General features: G+C 38.2%; 16 protein-coding genes. 6 read left to right on the forward strand and 10 right to left on the reverse strand.

All coding sequences use genetic code 11. The annotated features are described in order from the left end of the window. Position 1: 1 nt before the first annotated feature. The 3 genes from BUF13_RS03315 to BUF13_RS03325 form a co-directional block, all read right to left on the reverse strand. A complete protein-coding gene (locus BUF13_RS03315) occupies positions 2-1,063 on the reverse strand; it encodes an outer membrane beta-barrel protein (RefSeq protein WP_073570309.1) in 1,062 nt (353 codons plus the stop codon). 291 nt (positions 1,064-1,354) lie between these two features. Next, the gene (locus BUF13_RS03320) at positions 1,355-3,604 is read right to left on the reverse strand and encodes a lipid-A-disaccharide synthase N-terminal domain-containing protein (RefSeq protein WP_073570310.1); all 2,250 of its coding nucleotides are present in this window, start codon (positions 3,602-3,604) and stop codon (positions 1,355-1,357) included. Then, positions 3,601-4,338, reverse strand: a complete 738-nt coding sequence (locus BUF13_RS03325) for a glycosyltransferase (protein ID WP_073570311.1) — start codon at positions 4,336-4,338, stop codon at positions 3,601-3,603. Before BUF13_RS03325 ends, BUF13_RS03320 begins: the two co-directional genes overlap by 4 nt. Positions 4,339-4,741: 403 nt before the next feature. Here BUF13_RS03325 and BUF13_RS03330 point away from each other — a divergent pair, with 403 nt between their 5' ends. The 5 genes from BUF13_RS03330 to BUF13_RS03350 all read left to right on the forward strand — a co-directional run bounded on the left by BUF13_RS03330 (position 4,742) and on the right by BUF13_RS03350 (position 12,806). After that, the gene (locus BUF13_RS03330) at positions 4,742-5,077 is read left to right on the forward strand and encodes a hypothetical protein (protein ID WP_073570312.1); all 336 of its coding nucleotides are present in this window, start codon (positions 4,742-4,744) and stop codon (positions 5,075-5,077) included. A 57-nt stretch (positions 5,078-5,134) separates the two neighbouring features. After that, a complete protein-coding gene (locus BUF13_RS03335) occupies positions 5,135-6,322 on the forward strand; it encodes an efflux RND transporter periplasmic adaptor subunit (RefSeq protein WP_083586353.1) in 1,188 nt (395 codons plus the stop codon). A gap of 28 nt (positions 6,323-6,350) precedes the next feature. Then, a complete protein-coding gene (locus tag BUF13_RS03340; RefSeq protein WP_073570313.1) occupies positions 6,351-9,518 on the forward strand; it encodes an efflux RND transporter permease subunit in 3,168 nt (1,055 codons plus the stop codon). Then, entirely contained in the window at positions 9,515-10,954 is a 1,440-nt protein-coding gene (locus BUF13_RS03345; RefSeq protein ID WP_073570314.1) for an efflux transporter outer membrane subunit, read from the forward strand. The genes BUF13_RS03340 and BUF13_RS03345 overlap by 4 nt, the downstream gene beginning before the upstream one ends. A 193-nt stretch (positions 10,955-11,147) precedes the next feature. Continuing rightward, on the forward strand, positions 11,148-12,806 hold the full coding sequence (locus BUF13_RS03350; protein WP_073570315.1) for an amidase: 1,659 nt from the start codon (positions 11,148-11,150) through the stop codon (positions 12,804-12,806). Here BUF13_RS03350 and BUF13_RS03355 read toward each other — a convergent pair whose 3' ends face one another. Both BUF13_RS03355 and BUF13_RS03360 read right to left on the reverse strand, forming a co-directional pair. Then, complete coding sequence (locus BUF13_RS03355) at positions 12,807-13,496, reverse strand: cyclase family protein (protein ID WP_073570316.1); 690 nt, start codon at positions 13,494-13,496, stop codon at positions 12,807-12,809. A 14-nt stretch (positions 13,497-13,510) separates the two neighbouring features. After that, the gene (locus tag BUF13_RS03360; protein ID WP_073570317.1) at positions 13,511-13,999 is read right to left on the reverse strand and encodes a hypothetical protein; all 489 of its coding nucleotides are present in this window, start codon (positions 13,997-13,999) and stop codon (positions 13,511-13,513) included. A 226-nt stretch (positions 14,000-14,225) separates the two neighbouring features. On the opposite strand from BUF13_RS03360, the gene BUF13_RS20735 reads away from it, so the two are divergent. Next, positions 14,226-14,906 (forward strand): hypothetical protein, encoded by a 681-nt coding sequence (locus BUF13_RS20735; RefSeq protein WP_208327357.1) that lies wholly within the window; start codon positions 14,226-14,228, stop codon positions 14,904-14,906. A gap of 83 nt (positions 14,907-14,989) precedes the next feature. Here the strand turns inward: BUF13_RS20735 and BUF13_RS03370 are convergent, their stop codons facing one another. From BUF13_RS03370 to BUF13_RS03390, 5 genes are all read right to left on the reverse strand, one after another. After that, entirely contained in the window at positions 14,990-15,841 is an 852-nt protein-coding gene (locus tag BUF13_RS03370; RefSeq protein ID WP_073570318.1) for a LamG-like jellyroll fold domain-containing protein, read from the reverse strand. An 82-nt stretch (positions 15,842-15,923) separates the two neighbouring features. Continuing rightward, a complete protein-coding gene (locus tag BUF13_RS03375; protein ID WP_073570319.1) occupies positions 15,924-16,388 on the reverse strand; it encodes a heme-binding domain-containing protein in 465 nt (154 codons plus the stop codon). Beyond that, on the reverse strand, positions 16,389-16,784 hold the full coding sequence (locus BUF13_RS03380) for a heme-binding domain-containing protein (protein ID WP_073570320.1): 396 nt from the start codon (positions 16,782-16,784) through the stop codon (positions 16,389-16,391). It lies immediately after the preceding gene. 123 nt (positions 16,785-16,907) lie between these two features. Beyond that, positions 16,908-17,192, reverse strand: coding sequence for a hypothetical protein (locus tag BUF13_RS03385; RefSeq protein ID WP_073570830.1), 285 nt, complete (start codon positions 17,190-17,192; stop codon positions 16,908-16,910). A 196-nt stretch (positions 17,193-17,388) separates the two neighbouring features. Further along, a complete protein-coding gene (locus tag BUF13_RS03390) occupies positions 17,389-18,528 on the reverse strand; it encodes an AEC family transporter (protein ID WP_073570321.1) in 1,140 nt (379 codons plus the stop codon). Positions 18,529-18,540: the final 12 nt, after the last annotated feature.

Raw genomic sequence — 18,540 nt, forward strand, 5'->3', positions numbered from 1 at the left:
CTTAAAATTTATAACCTACTAAAAATTCTAAAGCCGTAATCGAATCCTCTACATCACTTTGAAGATTTGAAAATTGAAGTGACGCCAAAATAGCCTGATGGTTTCGGAAATATTTTTCAACTCCAGCGCCTAGCTTTATCCCTGAATAATTACTAGAAATTGGTAATGGTTTCTCCTGCGTCACTATAGTTGATAATTTCCTTGAAGCCACGTACATACCGGAATTATCCATAGATAAAACACCCAGCTCATACCCAGCTTGGCCAAACACTCTGAATTTATTCGGATTCAAATCCAAATAATACCTACCCGAAAGCGGGAAACGATAGAGATTATAATCCAAAAAGAAATCTGAATCCTCCAAGGAACTTCCATAAACATAGGTTTTGGTAATTTGATCATCAACAGCATTCCAAGTACCTCCGATATTGAAAGAAACGTTTCTTAAAAAGTTCAAAAACAACTCAACATTGGCTCCAATCGTAGGACTATAACTGGAGAATTTAAAGGGTACGTTCGTATCAGGAATTATAAATTTATTTTGAAGGCTTGCAAACCCAAACATTGGTGAAACCCTTACTGCTTTGGTAAATGTCCTTGGTCCTTGCCAAGTATTTACAGTCTTGGAGACATATTCTAAAGGCCAGTCTTTTAGATTTGAGATTTCCAATAAAGGCTCCAACTCCTCATTCTCAAAAATCTTTAATAATAAAGCTTTATAATTCTCTTTCGTGAGTTCCTCAGGACCATCAGGAGTGATAATGAAATATTTATTCACCTCCATATTGAGCTTCCAAATTGAAGCGTTTTTGACAGAGTCACTCAATAGCTCTAAAAAGACCGTTTTAGGCTCCCCTTGGAGTGAAACTTGCTTCCTTTGAAAAAGCATTTTGTCAAGCCTGAATTCACTGATTTCTTCTATTCTGTAAGTTTTAAAAGGTTCCCTTTTTCTGAATTTAAATTGAATGTCAGTTTTTGGAAATAAAGGAAGCTCTTGGATATAACCATGAGAAAAAATAGAGTCTGAAATAACCACATAATCTTGCTTTTTTTGGGCAGCCACCTCATTTGCAAAGATTATTAGGAAAGAAAGGTAAAAACACGTTTTCACAAAGAGAAACCTGCTTTTTGGGGGGAGTATCACCATACAGATGTCAGATTATTTAGGCTTAGATTTAAATAAATTGAGCAAATGTAGATGAAAAAAAATCTTATGAAATAGGCAACCTAAAATTTATTTTTTTTGAGTTAAATAATTCTTTTTTCTTTCTGATTCACAGGAAATTAAGGCTGATTCTCAAAGGTTCGAAATTCAACTATTAGAAAGAAAAAACATATAGATATTTCTTTAAAATCACTTTATCCTCAACAACTTATAACCATCAATCCTACCAAGTTCTTTCCAGACTTTTCCATTTTCCAAAGCAGGCATTTCTCGCCTTTCCTTCGCTAGCCAAATTCCACTTTGATGATTTGGAACTTGAATCCAATTTGGGTCTTCCTTCAAATTGATCAAATACTCTTTCCATCTGTCATCCTCCTCGAATTGAACTTCTCGATTCAAGCCATCATCCCCATCATATATGGATAACACATCCCTGTCTGAATTAAATAATATGGATGGAAGTCTTTTGTCAAAAATGACGATTCTTTCATCTGGAGAAGAGACTTCATCGATAAGCTCCACCACCCTTTTGGTATCATTTACCAAGCCTAGATTGGCAGAGAAGAAATAAGAGGCAATCAAGGTCAGTCCAACTGTAAAAACTAGGGAGGAAAATATCGCTCTATTTTTAACATGGATACCGGTTTTCCATAAAGCCAACAAAAACGAGATTGTCAAAAACCATATCAACCAAAATTTCATGGACAAAATCGCTCTTGGTTCGATCCAAGGAAGTAAACAAAATCCTCCCCAAATCAACAGATGAAGTATTAATTGTCCTTTTTCCCACTTTTTCTTTTGAGAAATCGACAAGTCCTCCCAAGCAACAACAGCCACTAAGATCATCCCTGCCATCAAGGGGAGAATGTATAAAATCAGCTTTGATTGACTGATGGAGAAGAAGACAAGTGAAACCAAAAAGCCAAACATTAAAACGGCGGTTTCGGTATTAGATTTCCAGAGTTTTTTAAGGCGAGTTAATATCAACAAGAACCAAGGGAAACTCAATACCAATAAAATCACCCAATAGAAATAAAATGGCTGACCTCTCTTAAAGGTATCCGAGGCGAAACGCTGAACCGTATGCTTAAACAGGAAGTAATCCAGGAACCTGGAATCTTCTATGTAGAGATAAATAAACCAGCTAAAACCAATTCCGAGCATCAAGAACCAGCCAACAATTTGAGGCCATTTGAATTGAGGTTTCTTCTTCCCTCTGATCCACCAGGCCAACTCTAAAGTGAAAGGAACAATCCAGACGACAGGGCCTTTGGTTAGGAATCCAAAACCATAACATAAGAAACTCAGCACAGCAAAAAGAGGCTTTTTCTCATCTCTATATTTCCAATTGAAATAGATCCCTGCCAAGACCCATGTGGTCAAAAACATATCTGTTGTCAATCCTCTGACTCCAATAATGAGTAATGGACATGCTGCATATAGAATTGCCGAAAGCAAAGCCTTTCGTTGGTCTTTAAAGGCAACTTTTGCCAATAAATAAGCTAATACGATCTGAATCAGGGCAGAAATCTGAAGGAAGAAACGAGCCGAAAATGGTGAGATCCCAAAGATTTTATAAGAAATGGCTGTAACCCAATAAGTAAATGGAGGCTTATGATAATGATGGATTTCCATCAGTTTGGGATGAATCCAGTCTCCTGATTCGAACATTTCCTTTCCTATCTGTGCGTATCTGGCCTCACTACTTTCTGTGACAGACCATCCTCCTAGATTGAAAAAGAGAACTAGGACCATCAGTACTAAAAGAATATAAATCCCACTATCCTTCAGCTTGAGAATCAGATCTCCTTTTTTCTTTTTATCTGGCCAATAGGATACCCACAAATTCCTGAAGTAAACCACCAAGCCAAATGATTGCCCAATAAATAACACGGCGTCTTTTCTGATAATGGCATATATCGCTATGATCATTGCTCCGAGGATGGACACTATCCAAAATGTATTTGGGAAAACCGACTTTTTCTGCTTTTCCGAAACATACCACTGAATCAGAAATCTGCCTGTGAAAATGACTTGTCCAATACTCCCCCAAGTCAATAAAACTGCATCGAGTTCTGGATTATTAATTAGTTGAAAAAAGTCCTTCTCTCTAAAACCGAAGATATAGGCAAAAAAGAAAATTGGAATTATCAGGAAAATACGTCGAACAGCTTTGGGGAATAGCTCCCAGGAATTTTTCAGTTGAAGGTTTCGGATATAGATATAATAGCCAATCAATTGCCCTACTACGATTATCACATCGTGTCTGAAAGTACCATAAACCATTAAAAGCAAGGAGGCAAACAAACTAAGCTGCCAGAAGATTAGTGGATTGGCAACTTTTCCAGATTTTTCTGTTTTGACTAATTGAATCAAAAACCTCGCAGAAAACATTCCCTGCGCCAAAAAGCCAAGTCCCAATAATAGCATTGGATTCATGAAATGAGGTGAGTTTTTTCTTGACTTATTTCAGAATTTTTGGGCAGGCCAAGTTTCCTTTTTTTCATCCACCGGACGGCAAACATATCCCTGATGGGCCCGAAAAGTCGGTTATTAAAACCGAATTTGCTCTCACCAGAAATTCTTGGAAAATGATTGACAGGCAATTCCTTGACCTTTCCACCCTGAATCTGGATCAAAGCCGGAAAGAACCGGTGCATTCCCTTGAATGGAGTAAGTCTTTTTGCAGATTTGGTCTGAATGATTTTTAATGGACACCCTGAATCTCGCACTCCATCCGCCAATACCCAATTTCGAAACCCATTGGCAATTGATGAGGTTTGCCGCTTAACCCAAGTGTCTTTTCGATTGGCTCTATACCCTGTAACCAATTCATATTCGATTCGAAAAGGCTCTAATTTCAAAAAGTCCAATGGGTCAGTTTGTAAATCTCCATCGATATACCCTACCCATTTGGAAGTTACATGTTGAAAACCCGTGAAAAGAGCTGCACTCAGCCCACAATTTTTTGAAAAAGAAATGAAATTGAATTGCGGGTTATCACGGCAGACTTTAATGATCTTCTCTAAGCTTCCATCTGTTGAACCGTCATTGATCAATAAAACTTCAACCTCTAGATCAGTTTCCCTGAGGTAAGGTTCGAATGCTTGAGGTATTCTTTCTATTCCTTCTTCTTCATTGAAAATAGGAATTAGAATTGTTAAATCTGACATGTTACTCTTCGAAAAACAATTCGAAATGTACCAATTCAGAAAAGCACAACTAAATCTTTTGTCTTAATTTTCTCTTAAGATTTGAATCTTCCTTTTTCCCTGATCTTATTTAAATCTAGGAGATAATTTTTGTCACGTTATCACAAGTCCTCTTTAACAATCAATAATTAGCATTGGGAACAAGCCTATTTTTTCAAAATGACAAAATGTAAATAATATGCCCAAAATTTATTTTTTCGTTAACCAATGAGTCAATCTCCCAACCACTCAACAAAAAAATCGATACTTTTTTGAATTTTTATAAAAAGAATTTCAACATACTGTATTAATTTAAAGCATTCAATAGACACTAAACCCCCATTTCACAAGTTCATTCTAAAGAACAAAATTAGGAGTATTAATTATGAGGTTTCTCTTTCTGATTTTTCTTTTTACAGTAGGGATCACCCCATTATCTGCCGATGACTTATCGACAGCTTACGCAGTAGAACCATGCCTGCAAGAGAACGTGATAGAAGTTCTCCAACCTTCCTCCGAAAGCATTTCTGCCCTTGTCAAAATTTTTAGGGCAACTCAAAAACACAGATCAAGTGAGCGATTCCAAAGTCCTTTGAATCCATCCAAAGATTTGGGTCTCACATTCTTTCAATGTAAAATCAGCAATAGCTACTCTCCAGTAGATGTGGTTGATGAGTTTTCCAGAAGAATAAAAACTGCCATTAAGGCAAACGCTCCTTGATTTTCCGGGTTTTTTGGCCCCTGATCAATTCTAATTCTATCTTTAAATACCCTATAAATGAAAACTAGTAAGCCCCTTGGTTTTTCCAATAGGAAGAGCCTGGACTCCTATTTATCTATCCCAATTTTAGTCTTACTTTTTGTGACTGTGGTGGCATGTCAATCCAATCCTAACAAGTCCAAAAAGAACAAAAAAGCATTGGAGATTCCAGTTTTGGCACTGGAACCAACAGATGTAGAAGTACCTCAAACCTATATCTGTGACATTCAAGCTGTACAATTTGTTGATGTCCGATCCAAAGTCTCTGGATTCGTAGACAATATCTATGTCGATGAAGGACAGTTTGTGAAAAAAGGTCAGAGCCTTTTCCAACTTTCCAGCGAGGAATTTAATGAAATGGTCAATTCAGCACGTGCAAACTTGATGAGGGCAAAAGCTGAGCAAAAGGCAGCATTGGTTGAGGTTGAAAGACTTCAAATCTTGGTTGATAAAAAAATTATCTCCCCTTCTGAATTGGAACTGGCAAAATCCAAAAAGGCGGTGACTGATTCAGAGATTGCTCAGGCTGAATCTCAACTAAAAGCTGCAAGAACAGGGCTTTCTTATACCACTGTAAAAGCTCCATTTGATGGAATCGTCGATAGAATCCCTCATAAAATCGGAAGCTTGGTGGCTGAAAATGATTTGTTGACTTCTATCACTGATATCTCTTCAGTATTTGCCTACTACAAAGTCAATGAGAACGAATATTTGAACTTCATGAGAACCAAAATCGAAGACGGTTCAGCTGATGATTTGAATGAGCAATTGACTTTGATTCTTTCCGATGGACAGATTTATCCTGACAAAGGAATCTTGGAAACTACAGAAGGTGATATTGAATCAGGTACAGGTTCCATCGGTTTCCGTGTTAGATTCCCAAATCCTAATCAATTGATCAAGCATGGTGCTTCTGGTAAAATTCAGATGCTTTCCAAGCTTGAAGACGTGTACTTGATCCCTCAAAAGTCAACTTTTGAAATTCAAGACTTTACTTATGTCTACATGGTAGATGAAGAGAATGTGGTAAAAGTGAGAAGCTTTAAGCCAATCCAGCGGTACGGCAATTATTACTTGGCTGAAGGTTTCAACCCAGGTGATAAGATTGTTTATGAAGGTATCCAGCAGGTTCAGGATGGTAGTTTGGTTGATCCAAAATCTATCGCTGCTGCTGATGTTTACCAAGATTTTGTAACTGTTCGCTGAAAAAGCCTAACCACATTTAGTACCCACTATGTTTGAATTATTTATCAGAAGGCCGATTTTATCAACGGTCATCTCGGTTTTTATTACCCTATTGGGAATACTGGCGCTGACTTCATTGCCGATTACCCAATTCCCAGACATCGTTCCTCCTTCGGTGACAGTGACTGCAAAATACACTGGAGCAAATGCTGAAGTTTTGGCTAAAGCAGTTGCAACCCCACTAGAACGAGCAATCAATGGGGTTCCAGGTATGGAATACATGTATTCTGTAAATACCAATGAAGGGATCACTTTGATTACTATTATTTTCCAGGTAGGAACCGATCCAGATCAAGCGGCTGTAAACGTCCAAAATAGGGTTGCGACTGTAGTCGATGAATTACCAGAAGAAGTTATCCGTGCAGGTGTTATGACCGAAAAAGAGGTAAACAGTATGTTGCTTTACCTCAACCTGATCACCTCTGATCCTGCACAGGATGAAAAGTTTGTTTACAACTTTGCTGATATCAATATTCTTCCTGAATTGAAGCGTATTGATGGAGTTGGCTTTGCGGAAATCATGGGAATGAAAGATTATGCAATGCGTGTTTGGTTGAAACCAGATCGATTAGCAGCCTATGATATTTCTCCTCAAGATGTAACAGATGCGATCCAAAACCAAAATGTGGAAGCAGCTCCTGGTAAATCAGGGATTTCCTCTGATAGGGATCCTCAAGCCTTGCAATATGTCCTGAAATACACCGGTAAGTTTAACCAAGAAAGTGAGTTTGAAAATATTACATTAAAAGCCCTTCCTGATGGTTCTTTACTGAAATTAAAAGATGTTGCCGACATCGAATTTGATGCTTTGGACTACAACATGATGTCCATGACTGACGGTAGACCTTCTGCCTCCATCATGTTGAAGCAAAGACCTGGCTCCAATGCAAGTGAGGTGATTGAAAACATCAAAATCAAAATGGAAGAATTGGAAGGTACATCCTTCCCTCCAGGAATGTCTTATAATGTTTCTTATGATGTCAGCCGTTTCCTAGATGCTTCGATTCATGAGGTAATCAAAACCTTGATTGAAGCATTTATCCTCGTATTTATTGTCGTTTTCCTATTCCTTCAGGACTTCAGATCTACTTTGATTCCAGCGATTGCTGTACCAGTTTCCTTGGTAGGAACCCTGTTTTTCATGCAGATGTTTGGCTTCTCGATCAACTTGTTGACGCTATTTGCATTGGTATTGGCGATTGGTATTGTAGTGGATAATGCAATCGTTGTTGTGGAAGCAGTGCACGTAAAAATGCATGATCTCCACCTCAATGCTTTCGATGCAACGATCGAAGCGATGAAAGAAATCGGAGGTGCAATCGTGGCTATTACTTTGGTAATGTCTGCGGTATTTATCCCAGTTAGTTTCCTTTCAGGTCCAGTTGGGATTTTCTATAGGCAATTCTCTCTGACTCTCGCCATAGCCATTGTGATCTCAGGTATCAATGCTTTGACCTTGTCCCCTGCCTTGTGCGCGATGATGTTGAAGCCGATGTCCCATGATCCAAATAAGAAAAAAGGTGCTATGCAGCGTTTCTTTGATGGGTTCAATGCGAAATACGATGCTTTGGCAGGCAAATACACAAATATCATTTCAGGAACAGCCGGTAGAAGAGCAGTCACTTTTGGGGCATTGTTTATCTTCTTTGCTCTGACCTATGGAATGATTTCAATCGTACCTACGGGCTTTATTCCAAATGAAGACCAAGGAATGATCTATGTGAATGTCACTACACCTCCAGGAGCAACGGTCGATAGAACAACCGAGATCATGGATCAGGTTCAGGCAGCGCTTTTACCTTTAGACGAAGTAGAGACAGTTTCTACCCTTGCTGGATATTCCCTTTTGACAGAAACAGCGGGTGCATCCTACGGGATGGGTATGATCAACTTGAAATCATGGGATCAAAGAGAAATGAGTGTCAATGAATTGATTCTTGATTATTCTGAAAGAACTTCCCATATCAAAGGGGCCGATATTCAATTCTTTGCTCCTCCTCCAGTACCTGGATTTGGTAATGCTTCTGGTTTTGAAATGAGACTTCAGGATAAGTCCGGTGGTGATTTGGACAATATGGCCTTGGTGACTGAAGAGTTTGTTCAGGCATTGAATGACAGACCAGAATTGGATGCTGTTTTCACCAACTTTGACCCAACCTTCCCTCAGTTTATGATCAGTGTGGATCATGACAAGGCTGCAAAGCTTGGAGTGTCTGTTCAAGATGCAATGGCGACTCTACAGAGCTATATCGGTAGTTTCTATGCTTCTAACTTCATTCGATACGGTCAGATGTATAAGGTGATGATTCAAGCATCTCCTGAATACAGAACTTCACCGGAATCACTATTGACCATGTTTGCCAAAAACAAGGATGGCGAGATGGTTCCCTACTCCAACTTTGTGAGTTTGGAAAGAGTCTATGGACCAGAACAGCTAACGAGATACAATATGTTTAGCTCAGCGATGGTATCAGGTGAAGCAGCAGAAGGCTATTCATCAGGTGATGCCATCAAAGCAGTAGAGGAAGTTGCTTTACAAACCTTACCTAGAGGATTCTCGATTGACTGGTCCGGAATTACCAGAGAGCAAATCGCTTCTGGAAATCAGGCAGTCTATATTTTCTTGATTTGTTTGGTCTTTGTGTATTTGCTTTTGGCAGCACAGTACGAAAGTTATATGCTACCACTTTCTGTAATTCTTTCACTTCCTGCAGGGATTTTCGGTTCCTACTTTTTCTTGAATTTAGTGGGTTTGCAAAATGACATCTATGCTCAGGTTTCACTGGTCATGTTGATTGGTTTGTTGGGTAAAAACGCCATCCTAATCATCGAAATCGCGATCCAAAACCGAAACAAAGGTTTGGGCATTTTGGAAAGTGCGATTAAAGGTGGGGTTGAGCGATTGAGACCAATCTTAATGACATCATTCGCCTTTATCTGTGGTTTGATTCCTTTGACTATCGCTTCGGGAGCAGGTGCAATTGGTAATAGAACCATTGGTACTGCTGCAGCTGGCGGAATGTTTATCGGTACGTTGATCGGAGTATTCTTGATTCCTGGATTGTATGTGGTTTTTGAAACCATTGATACCAAAATGAGAGCTAAAAAAGCACAGAGACAAAATACAGTAAAACAAGAACCGGTACTAGAACTATGAGATCCAAGACTTTAAAAATCGCCTTGTCTTTCGTCCTTCTGGCCGGATGTAAAGTACAGCAAGATTCATTACCTGAATCAAGTTTAAGATTGCCAGAAACCTATGAAACAGCTGTTTTAGATAGTGCTTCCAATAGCTCTCAAATCATCTGGACAGAATTTTTCCAAGACGAAGAGCTGAAATCTTTGATTCAGGCTGCTCTAGAAAATAATCAGGACAATCAACAGACTTTGTTGAAAATCAATGCTACCAGGGCTACGATGCTCAATGCTAAAAGAGGGATTCTTCCAGCCTTTTCATTGAATGCCGGAGCTGCAAAAAGGAAGTTTGGAGAGTATACCATGGATGGAGTTGGTAATGCGGATACCAATCTTTCCGACAATGTTCCAGCAGATAAAAAGATCCCTTCTCCTTACAAGGATTTCTTAGTGGGAGCTGAATTCTCATGGGAAATTGATGTTTGGGGAAAATTGAGAAGTCGGAAAAAAGCAGCAGTGGCTAGGTTGATGGCTTCAGAGGAAATGAGTAGAAATATCCAAACTTGGTTGATCTCTGAAGTAGCTTCCAATTACTATCATTTGTTGGCATTGGATCAGGAAATCGAAGTATTGGAAGAAAACATCGGTCTTCAGGAATTGGCGCTGCAATTGATTACCGAACTCAAAGAAGGTGGAAAAGCCAATCAGTTGGCAATCGATCAATTTGAAGCTTTGGTATTGAATACAAAAGCCTTATTACAAGCTAAAAACAGAGAGCTGAAAAGTGCTGAATACGATTTGGCAAGATTGGTTGGTTCCTTGGATTTCTCTTTAAACAGAATGGATTTAGATGAAGCCATCACCATTCAAAATGAATTAGAAACTGGTCTTCCTTCTGAATTGATTCAAAATCGTCCTGATTTAAAAGAGGCTGAGATGAAATTGGAAGCAAGCAAAGCTGATGTACATGCTGCAAAAGCTGCCTTCTACCCTTCTTTCAATTTGTTTGGAATGGCAGGATTCAATGCCTTTGATTTCAGCAAACTCTTCTTGAGTCCTGGATCAGGAATCTATCAGTTTGGTGCTGGATTGACAGCTCCAATTTTCAACAGAAGAGAAATCAGATCTCTATATGAAGTTGCTAAAACTGATCAGCAGATTGCTCTATTGGAATACGAAAAGAAGACCTTGAATGCTTATTTAGAAGTATTGGATTTGATCAATCAAATGGATACTTATGATCAGCAACTGAAAATGAAGCAATATGAAGTTTCAGTACTTGAAAGAGCAATTGAGCACTCCAATACTTTATTCTCTGTGGGTTATGCAAACTACTTAGAGGTAATCAATGCCCAAAGCAGAACCTTGGAATCAGCTATTGAATTGGCCGATTTGAAAGCCTCTAGACTTCAGGCCAATGTAAAACTCTATAAAGCCCTTGGCGGCGGTTGGAACTAAAAACACCAATTAGAAAACCAATAAATCTAAAGGGATACTGAATCAGTATCCCTTTTTCTATTCATATAAAAATGAATGCAATCATCCCCAAATGATTTTCCAGTCTAGTGAAATGGAGTAATTTGTTGAATAGAATTTCAAAGGTTGAAAATTCAACCAAAACCAAACAAACAACCACCTTTCCTCCTTAAGCATGAAGAAAATCTACCCAATAATTGGCTTAATTACCCTCATTTGGGCCACTGATTCCTGTAAAACCAAGGAGTCAACTTTTAATAATAAGGATATCAAGCACAGTGAAAAGTTGATTGGGTTAGAGTTTTCTAAGGAGAACATCAAGACGATGCATGGGTATCTGGAAAGGAATAGAAGTGGATATGATAGTTTGAGAGCCTATGAAACTTTCAATGAGACCTTTCCTGCCGTCACATTTGATCCGCATCCCCTCGGATTTCAATTTCCAGAGAAAGGCACTGCTCCTACCTTTGAAATCCCAGATGGAGTAGAATTACCCGAAAACCTCCAAGATTTGGCGTTCTATCCGATTCCCAAATTGGCTTCATTGATCAAATATCAAAAGATTAGCTCCGAGGATTTGACCAGACTTTTCATTGACCGAATTAAGAAATATGATGGCCAATTGGAAGCTGTAATTACTTTGACGGAAGACTTGGCTATGACTCAAGCTCAAAAAGCAGATCAGGAAATCGCATCCGGAAATTATAAAGGGATACTTCATGGCATTCCCTACGGGGTGAAAGATTTGATGGCAGTGGAAGGTTATCCAACAACATGGGGAGCTGAGCCCTACAAAGATCAAATGATTGATTACACATCAACGGTTGTCAAAAAGTTGGAATCTCAAGGAGCTGTATTAGTAGCAAAACTGGTTTCAGGATCTTTGGCAAGAGGTGATGTTTGGTTTGGAGGAAAGACTAAAAACCCATGGGATTTGACACAGGGAGCTAGTGGCTCATCTGCAGGTTCAGGTTCAGCCACATCAGCAGGCCTGGTTCCTTTTGCTTTAGGAACAGAAACCTTGGGATCCATCACGGCCCCAGCTACAAGAAATGGTGTAACGGGCCTTAGACCAACATACGGGAGAGTCAGTAGATATGGGGTAATGGCTTTGAGTTGGTCTATGGACAAAGTCGGACCTTTGGCGAGAAATGCGGAGGATTGTGCCATTGTTTTTGAAGCCATTTATGGAAAAGACTGGCAAGATCCATCTACCAATAATGTAGGTTTTAGTATGCCAAAGAAAGATGTAAAAGACTTCAAAGTTGCTTATCTCAAAAAGGACATTGATTCCGATACTACTGAATATGGAGATAATACCAGAGCTGCATTGAAAGTTTATCAAGATTTGGGTATCCAAATGGATTCTATTGAATTGCCAACAAACTATCCATATTCTGTATTTGACATTATTTTAAGAGCTGAAGCAGGAGCATTCTTCGATGACTTAGTGAGATCTGGCGAAGTTGATGTCATGGTTGAGCAACATGGAGGTTCCAGAGCAAATTCATTAAGACAATCTCGATTTATTCCTGCAGTAGAATATCTTCAAGCTAATCGTCAAAGAAGACAAATGATTGAAGAAACCAACAAGTTGTTTCAGAAATATGATGTGATTATTGCCCCATCCAACCGAGGCCGTCAACTATTCTTGACCAATTTAACAGGGCATCCAGTAGTCTCTGTGCCCAATGGATTTGACAAAGAAGGTAGACCTACTAGTATTACTCTGATTGGAAATTTGTATGATGAAGGTTCAATTATTGCTTTTGCGAAAGCCTACCAGGAATTGACAGATTTTGATGAAAAGCATCCACCTAAGTTTGTAGACTGATTATTCAAAAACAGCTACAGCACGAACCGGAGAACCCGTTCCACCTCTGATTTTCAATGGAAGCCCTATAAATCTGAATCTTCCCCTATCGAGCAATTGGTCTAGGTTGAACAGGTTTTCATAATGGGTAAAATTGTATTTACCGCAGATTTCGTGAACTTGGCGGTTAGAAACTCCACTGACGCCAGGGTTCATGGTTTCTACCCCAAAGGCTGCTATTTCCAGTTGTCCTAGCCATTCTGCTGCCTCAGCATCAATTCCAGGACCTTTTGACCAGTTTTCTGTTTGGAAATGCTTTTTGTAATGATCTGTACAAATCAATAAAGTGTCTCCCTTCTTCAAACTTTCACCAGTTGATTGAATGGCAGATCTCAATTCATCTTTGGTAATCAATTCTTGAAGACCTTTTCCTCTAAAGTCAACACAGAAACCTGAAGTATAAAACATTGCTAAAGGCATTTTATCGATAGAGTGCCCAACATACTCCTTAGCCATGTGATTCCTAGCATCCACGTGGGTTCCTGTATGTTCACCCATCTCCAATCGATGAACACTAGGTGTTGGATTTTCTTGGTTTTCTATACCTTCCCAATCTTCATGGCTGACATGAATTTCCATTTTTACCTGAGGAAGGGTTTTAAAAACAGGCATTCCCTCAAAAATCTCCTGACTTAGATCGATGATTTCCATATTCAAATTTGCCTCTACCTTAAATAGAACAAATCAATATGATGGGTCCTATCTAATAGGTTTAAAGGGATATCAATTAAATCTATGCTGTAAAAATTTAATGATTCATTCTGATTACCTGAGTATTTGACTTGTTCCTTGGCAATAATAAAGGTAGAAATAACTTCACCCTGAGAATCAAAGAAATTTAAGGACCAATGAAATCTCTCTCTCTTTTTATCAGCATCTGAAACCTCCAATTTTTCCTTTATAGTAATTTCAAGATGGTAAGATTCATATCCTAAACCGGCGGAAACCTCATCTGGAACATATCTAAAAACAACTTTTTCAGCCCTTTTTATTAGGTACTGATCTATTACATTGACAGATTGACCAAGAGTCGTAAAGCTAAAACCAGTTTCTATAGCTCCAAGTTTCTCACTTAGATTTTGAGCAATTGTAGTAGGAACAAAAATGTAATTACTGGCAAGAATAAAAATGATTGCCGTTAGTTTGTTTAACATGGAAAATGGGTTTCCTACTCCTACGTCTTTAAAAAGTTAAGGTTGAAATAAAATATGAGATACTAACCTTCTAGAAGGATAATGCCTAAAAAAGAAAATTCTCTCATTATTTATATTAATTATATTTATAACCATACATATAATTAATAAACCAATACTGAAATCATATTAATACAATTTTTTAATAATTTTTAGTTAAATTATTTTTCGACCTAACAATTTAAATATGAAGACATTAAAATCATTTTTATTTCTTACAGGAGTCATTATAATGATTTCTGCTTGCGAAGGACCTGAAGGCCCAACAGGCCCACAAGGAGCAACTGGTGCCACAGGAGCAACTGGTGCAACCGGTGCAACAGGAGATACCGGTCCTAAAGGTGACACGGGAGATACAGGTCCCAAAGGTGATAAAGGGGATCCAGGGGAAACAATTACCGAATCGGTGATTTACAGTGATTGGATAACTGTAGAAAGCTCAGATTGGACTCAAATTCCAGCAGGAACGTATCCTTTTCTTTCTCCAAACAAACCTGGGAGATATTTCGATATCACTGCTACGTCAATTACTGAAGATATCATCAACCAAGGTGTTGTATTGACATATGTAAAGTTTTGTGATAATTCTTGGATGCCTGATGAAGTTACCCCATTACCTTATGACATGTTTTATGACTTAGGAACATGGGATTATCTTTTTAGTACAATAGATCCAGGACTTTTGAGGCTTTATATTTTACATAAAGGAACCAGAACTCCACCAGACAACCAAATCATCTCACTATGCGACAATCAATTTAGATATGTAATCATTCCTGGAAATACACCAGCAGGACGTCTCAATTATCGTCAGATGTCCTATGAAGATGTAATGAAAGCTTTGGGAGTCCCAGAAGAGGACTTTTAATCAAAGAAGCGGCCTGAGATAACTCAGGCTGTTTCATTTTTTTTGAAAACTTATTCTGGATCAATATGATCTGAAAGAATAGATTAATCAACCAAATTTTTTAATTCCTCCTCATCTAGGGCACGGTCAAAAACAGCCAATCCGCCTATTTGTCCTTTGAAAAAATTACCCATTCCACTTTTGAGTAGTACTGCCCCGACTGTAAAATCAGAACCATTATCACCTATCCCATCTGGAAAAAAGTATGGATTTTTACTTTGAGTAATACCGTCTGGAAAACCGGGATACCCAATAGTATGATTAATCAGTTCTTCTTCTCTATTAATAAATTCGCCATTAACAAAAGACTTAATCCAAGTTCCATCATAGGTAAAAGCGATGCAAACCCATTCATTGGGAGCCACCACTTGCTCACTAGCAGAATAATCCATTGAATAAGGAAAAGGTGGCGTTGCCTTTCCTGAATATGAAACATGTCCGCAAACCTGATCTTTACCATTGTAATATGGCAGGGAAACAAATAAACCATATTGGCGCTTTCCTCCATCTTGATATTCATTCCACATCCCCCCCACAAACCCTGTTTGTTCTCCAGACCATTTGACCCAGGCAATTAGAGTAACATGCCTACCAGGGCCAGATATATTCAAACTTCCTGTTTTTTTATTGGGTATGGATAAATAGGAGGATCCATCCAGAAGAATTGAAGATCCTGATAAAGGACCATCATCAATTTTAGGGATTGGTTTATCACCTTCCAATAATGCTAAACTTTGATTAGTTAAGGATAATCTAGGTATTCCAGAGTCTTCTTCAAAAGTCCATAATGCTATCAAGTTTGATGTTTTTAAAACTTTATCAACAAGCAATGAATCTCCCGTATTATTATAAGCTGATAAAAGCCAAAAGATACCAGGAATTAAAAAACAGAACATCTACCAATAGGATTTTAATATCATCACAAAAAAGACCTGTAATTAGTAATCACAGGTCTTTCTATTTAAATACTCAATGGATTTATTCCTCCTCAACGACTATATCCATGGCGGCCTCAGCCCATTCCATGATTTTTTGTCTGTCTTCAGGAGTCAACTTCGCTTCCGAATGCATGCTCAGATAAATAGGAAGAGGCATATGCTTCTCTTCAACTTCTGAATAAACATCATCCAAAATGGCAAGCTTATCCATCATATCGATATCTGTCCAGTAAGAAAAGTTAACTTCTTCTCTACCTTCACGAGTATCTTTTGCTACAAGCCAAGAAGCAGGAGCGACAAAGGAATACCAAGGATACTTAGTTTCATTGCTATGACAATCATAGCAGGCGGTTTTAAGTAATGTTGCCATCTCCCCTTCCACCAACCCAGACCCCATAAGATCCTTCGGGTTGTTTTCTATTACTTCAGGGAGTTGATTGGGTACAAACTGAATCACCAGGAAAATAATACCTAATCCTAGTAATCCGTATTGCCATACTTTCATTTACTCTCCGCTTTTCTTCTTACCAGCACTCCAATCCAAAAGGATAGCCATTTCTTCTTCAGTCAATTTGCCTTCAGGCTTATTTTCCAAAAACTTCTTAGGAGGCATTTCACCTTCCACAAGAGCTTCATTGATTTTTGACATTGCTGCCAATTGTTTTGCCTTTTTCTCAGCTTCGAATTGATCCCAATCTAATTTCTTTTTGGCTTTTTCTCCTTTTGCTTCTGCATTATGACATCCATAACACTTCTGGTCAATCACAGCCTTAACTTTCGCAGGGATTTTAGGAGCTTCCATATCTATCTCTGGATGCGTTTCTACTTCTGGTTTTTGAATTGCTTGAAAAAATAATACACCGACTAAAGCGGCAATTGGGAGTAAAGAAAGTTTTTTCATAGTCAATAGGGTTAATAAAAGATTGTTTTGGTTTTAGTACGTTAAATAGAACTAATAAGATTAATTTCTCAAGAAAAATTTAATAAAAAGTGATAATCGGCGAATTATTACAATAAAATATGGTTATCCTTTTTCCTGAGCAGCCTTTAAAGCATCAATTTTATTGTCCTTATAGAACTTATCTCGGTATTCTTGAAATTCTTCTTCCAAGGAAGAAACCAAATTCAAATTGGAGTCTACAGCTACAAAAACATCTACCAATTTAGTCTCCAACATTTCTATCCCAAGATTGATATTGTCCGCCTCGATCTTAGAAATCTTCTTCATTACCGATGTTTGGCTATTTCTCAAATCCTCTAATTCACGAAGGATTTTATCCATCATTTCTACCTTTTCTATCTTATCCATCATCTGTTTATTTTGGGTTAAATAATTGATTTTCAAGCAGAATATACGATAAAATTCAAAGACATTAAAAAGCCTCAGACTTTTGAGAACTTTGGACCTAAGCCAAAACTTAACCGAAGTTGATCAGACTTTCTCAAAAAAATAAGGCTTCCCAAATTGAGAAGCCTTTAAATTTTCCTTTAGAAATAATAATCTATTATCCCCTTTCTTGAGAAGGAGAATCCTTGAAATCATGACTCTTTAAAAAGCTGAAATCAATTTCCTGATCTTTGATCCAAGAGAAAAATCTTGGAATAAGAGGTAACAAGAATAGAATGCTTCCAAGGATAAATACTGGACTAGGATTAGCAAATGTTTCTCCTGCACTGAAAATCCCCAAAATCAGTAATGTACTGAATGGCAATGAAACAGCAAGAATATTTATACCCAATCCTAAATCAAATGTGTGGGTGTTAGACTCCTTTTGAGACTCCAATTGATGAACTGCTGACATATGTGCAAATGGCCAGAATGAAGCACTTGAAAGTGGGAACACTATAGCCACAAGAATAGCCGCAGTAGAAGGCAAATCAACCAAACTGATCAAAATTCCAGAGATCAATAAGGAAAGACCTGCCCGAAATAATAAAAGGGAGAAAATAGACTGAATCTGTTTCCATTTCAAAATCACTGACATTCCAATGAATAACAAAACCAAAGGAGTCATGATGTTTTTCAACATGGTAATAGATTCTCCCAAAAAGCTTGGAAGACTAGTCATGTTTAGACCAAAAGACAATAGAATCAAAGCAGCGATAATGACCATATTGATTGGCTCTTTGATCATAGCCAATAGTAATTGTTTGATTTTGTCACCATTCGATTGCTCTCCCATTTTTTGGACCTTATAGTACCAAGCCATTGCAAGTAAATAGGCAATCAACAGGACATAGACCTTATTTCCTACATCCGCTAATGCTCCCCAAGCCAATGCATCGTCTCCCAAATATTCAATCAAAAATGGAAAACAAGATAATCCGGGGGCCAAAGATGGGAATAGCATCATCCAGGTCCTATGCTGTGCACTGTGACGATCTATTCCCAGAAATGGTAGAGTAAAATAGCTGGCAGCCAACATAAAGCCATTCCAACAAAGTATAGCAAGAGGAAGCAACAATAAGTCGCTATCCAATTCGACTCCCATCAACGCCACAAATATCATGGCAGGGAGAGCCAAATCGAGAATTACTACTTTCATCCCCTTTCTATGCTCGTCCTTATTGAGTTTGCTGCGGAGCAGATAACCCAAAAGAATCATCAATAATAAAGAAAGGGTCTTTTGAATGGCAATCGGCATAAAATTATGGTA

The sequence above is a fragment of the Algoriphagus zhangzhouensis genome, from assembly GCF_900148515.1.
In the GTDB taxonomy this organism is placed as follows: Bacteria; Bacteroidota; Bacteroidia; order Cytophagales; family Cyclobacteriaceae; genus Algoriphagus; species Algoriphagus zhangzhouensis.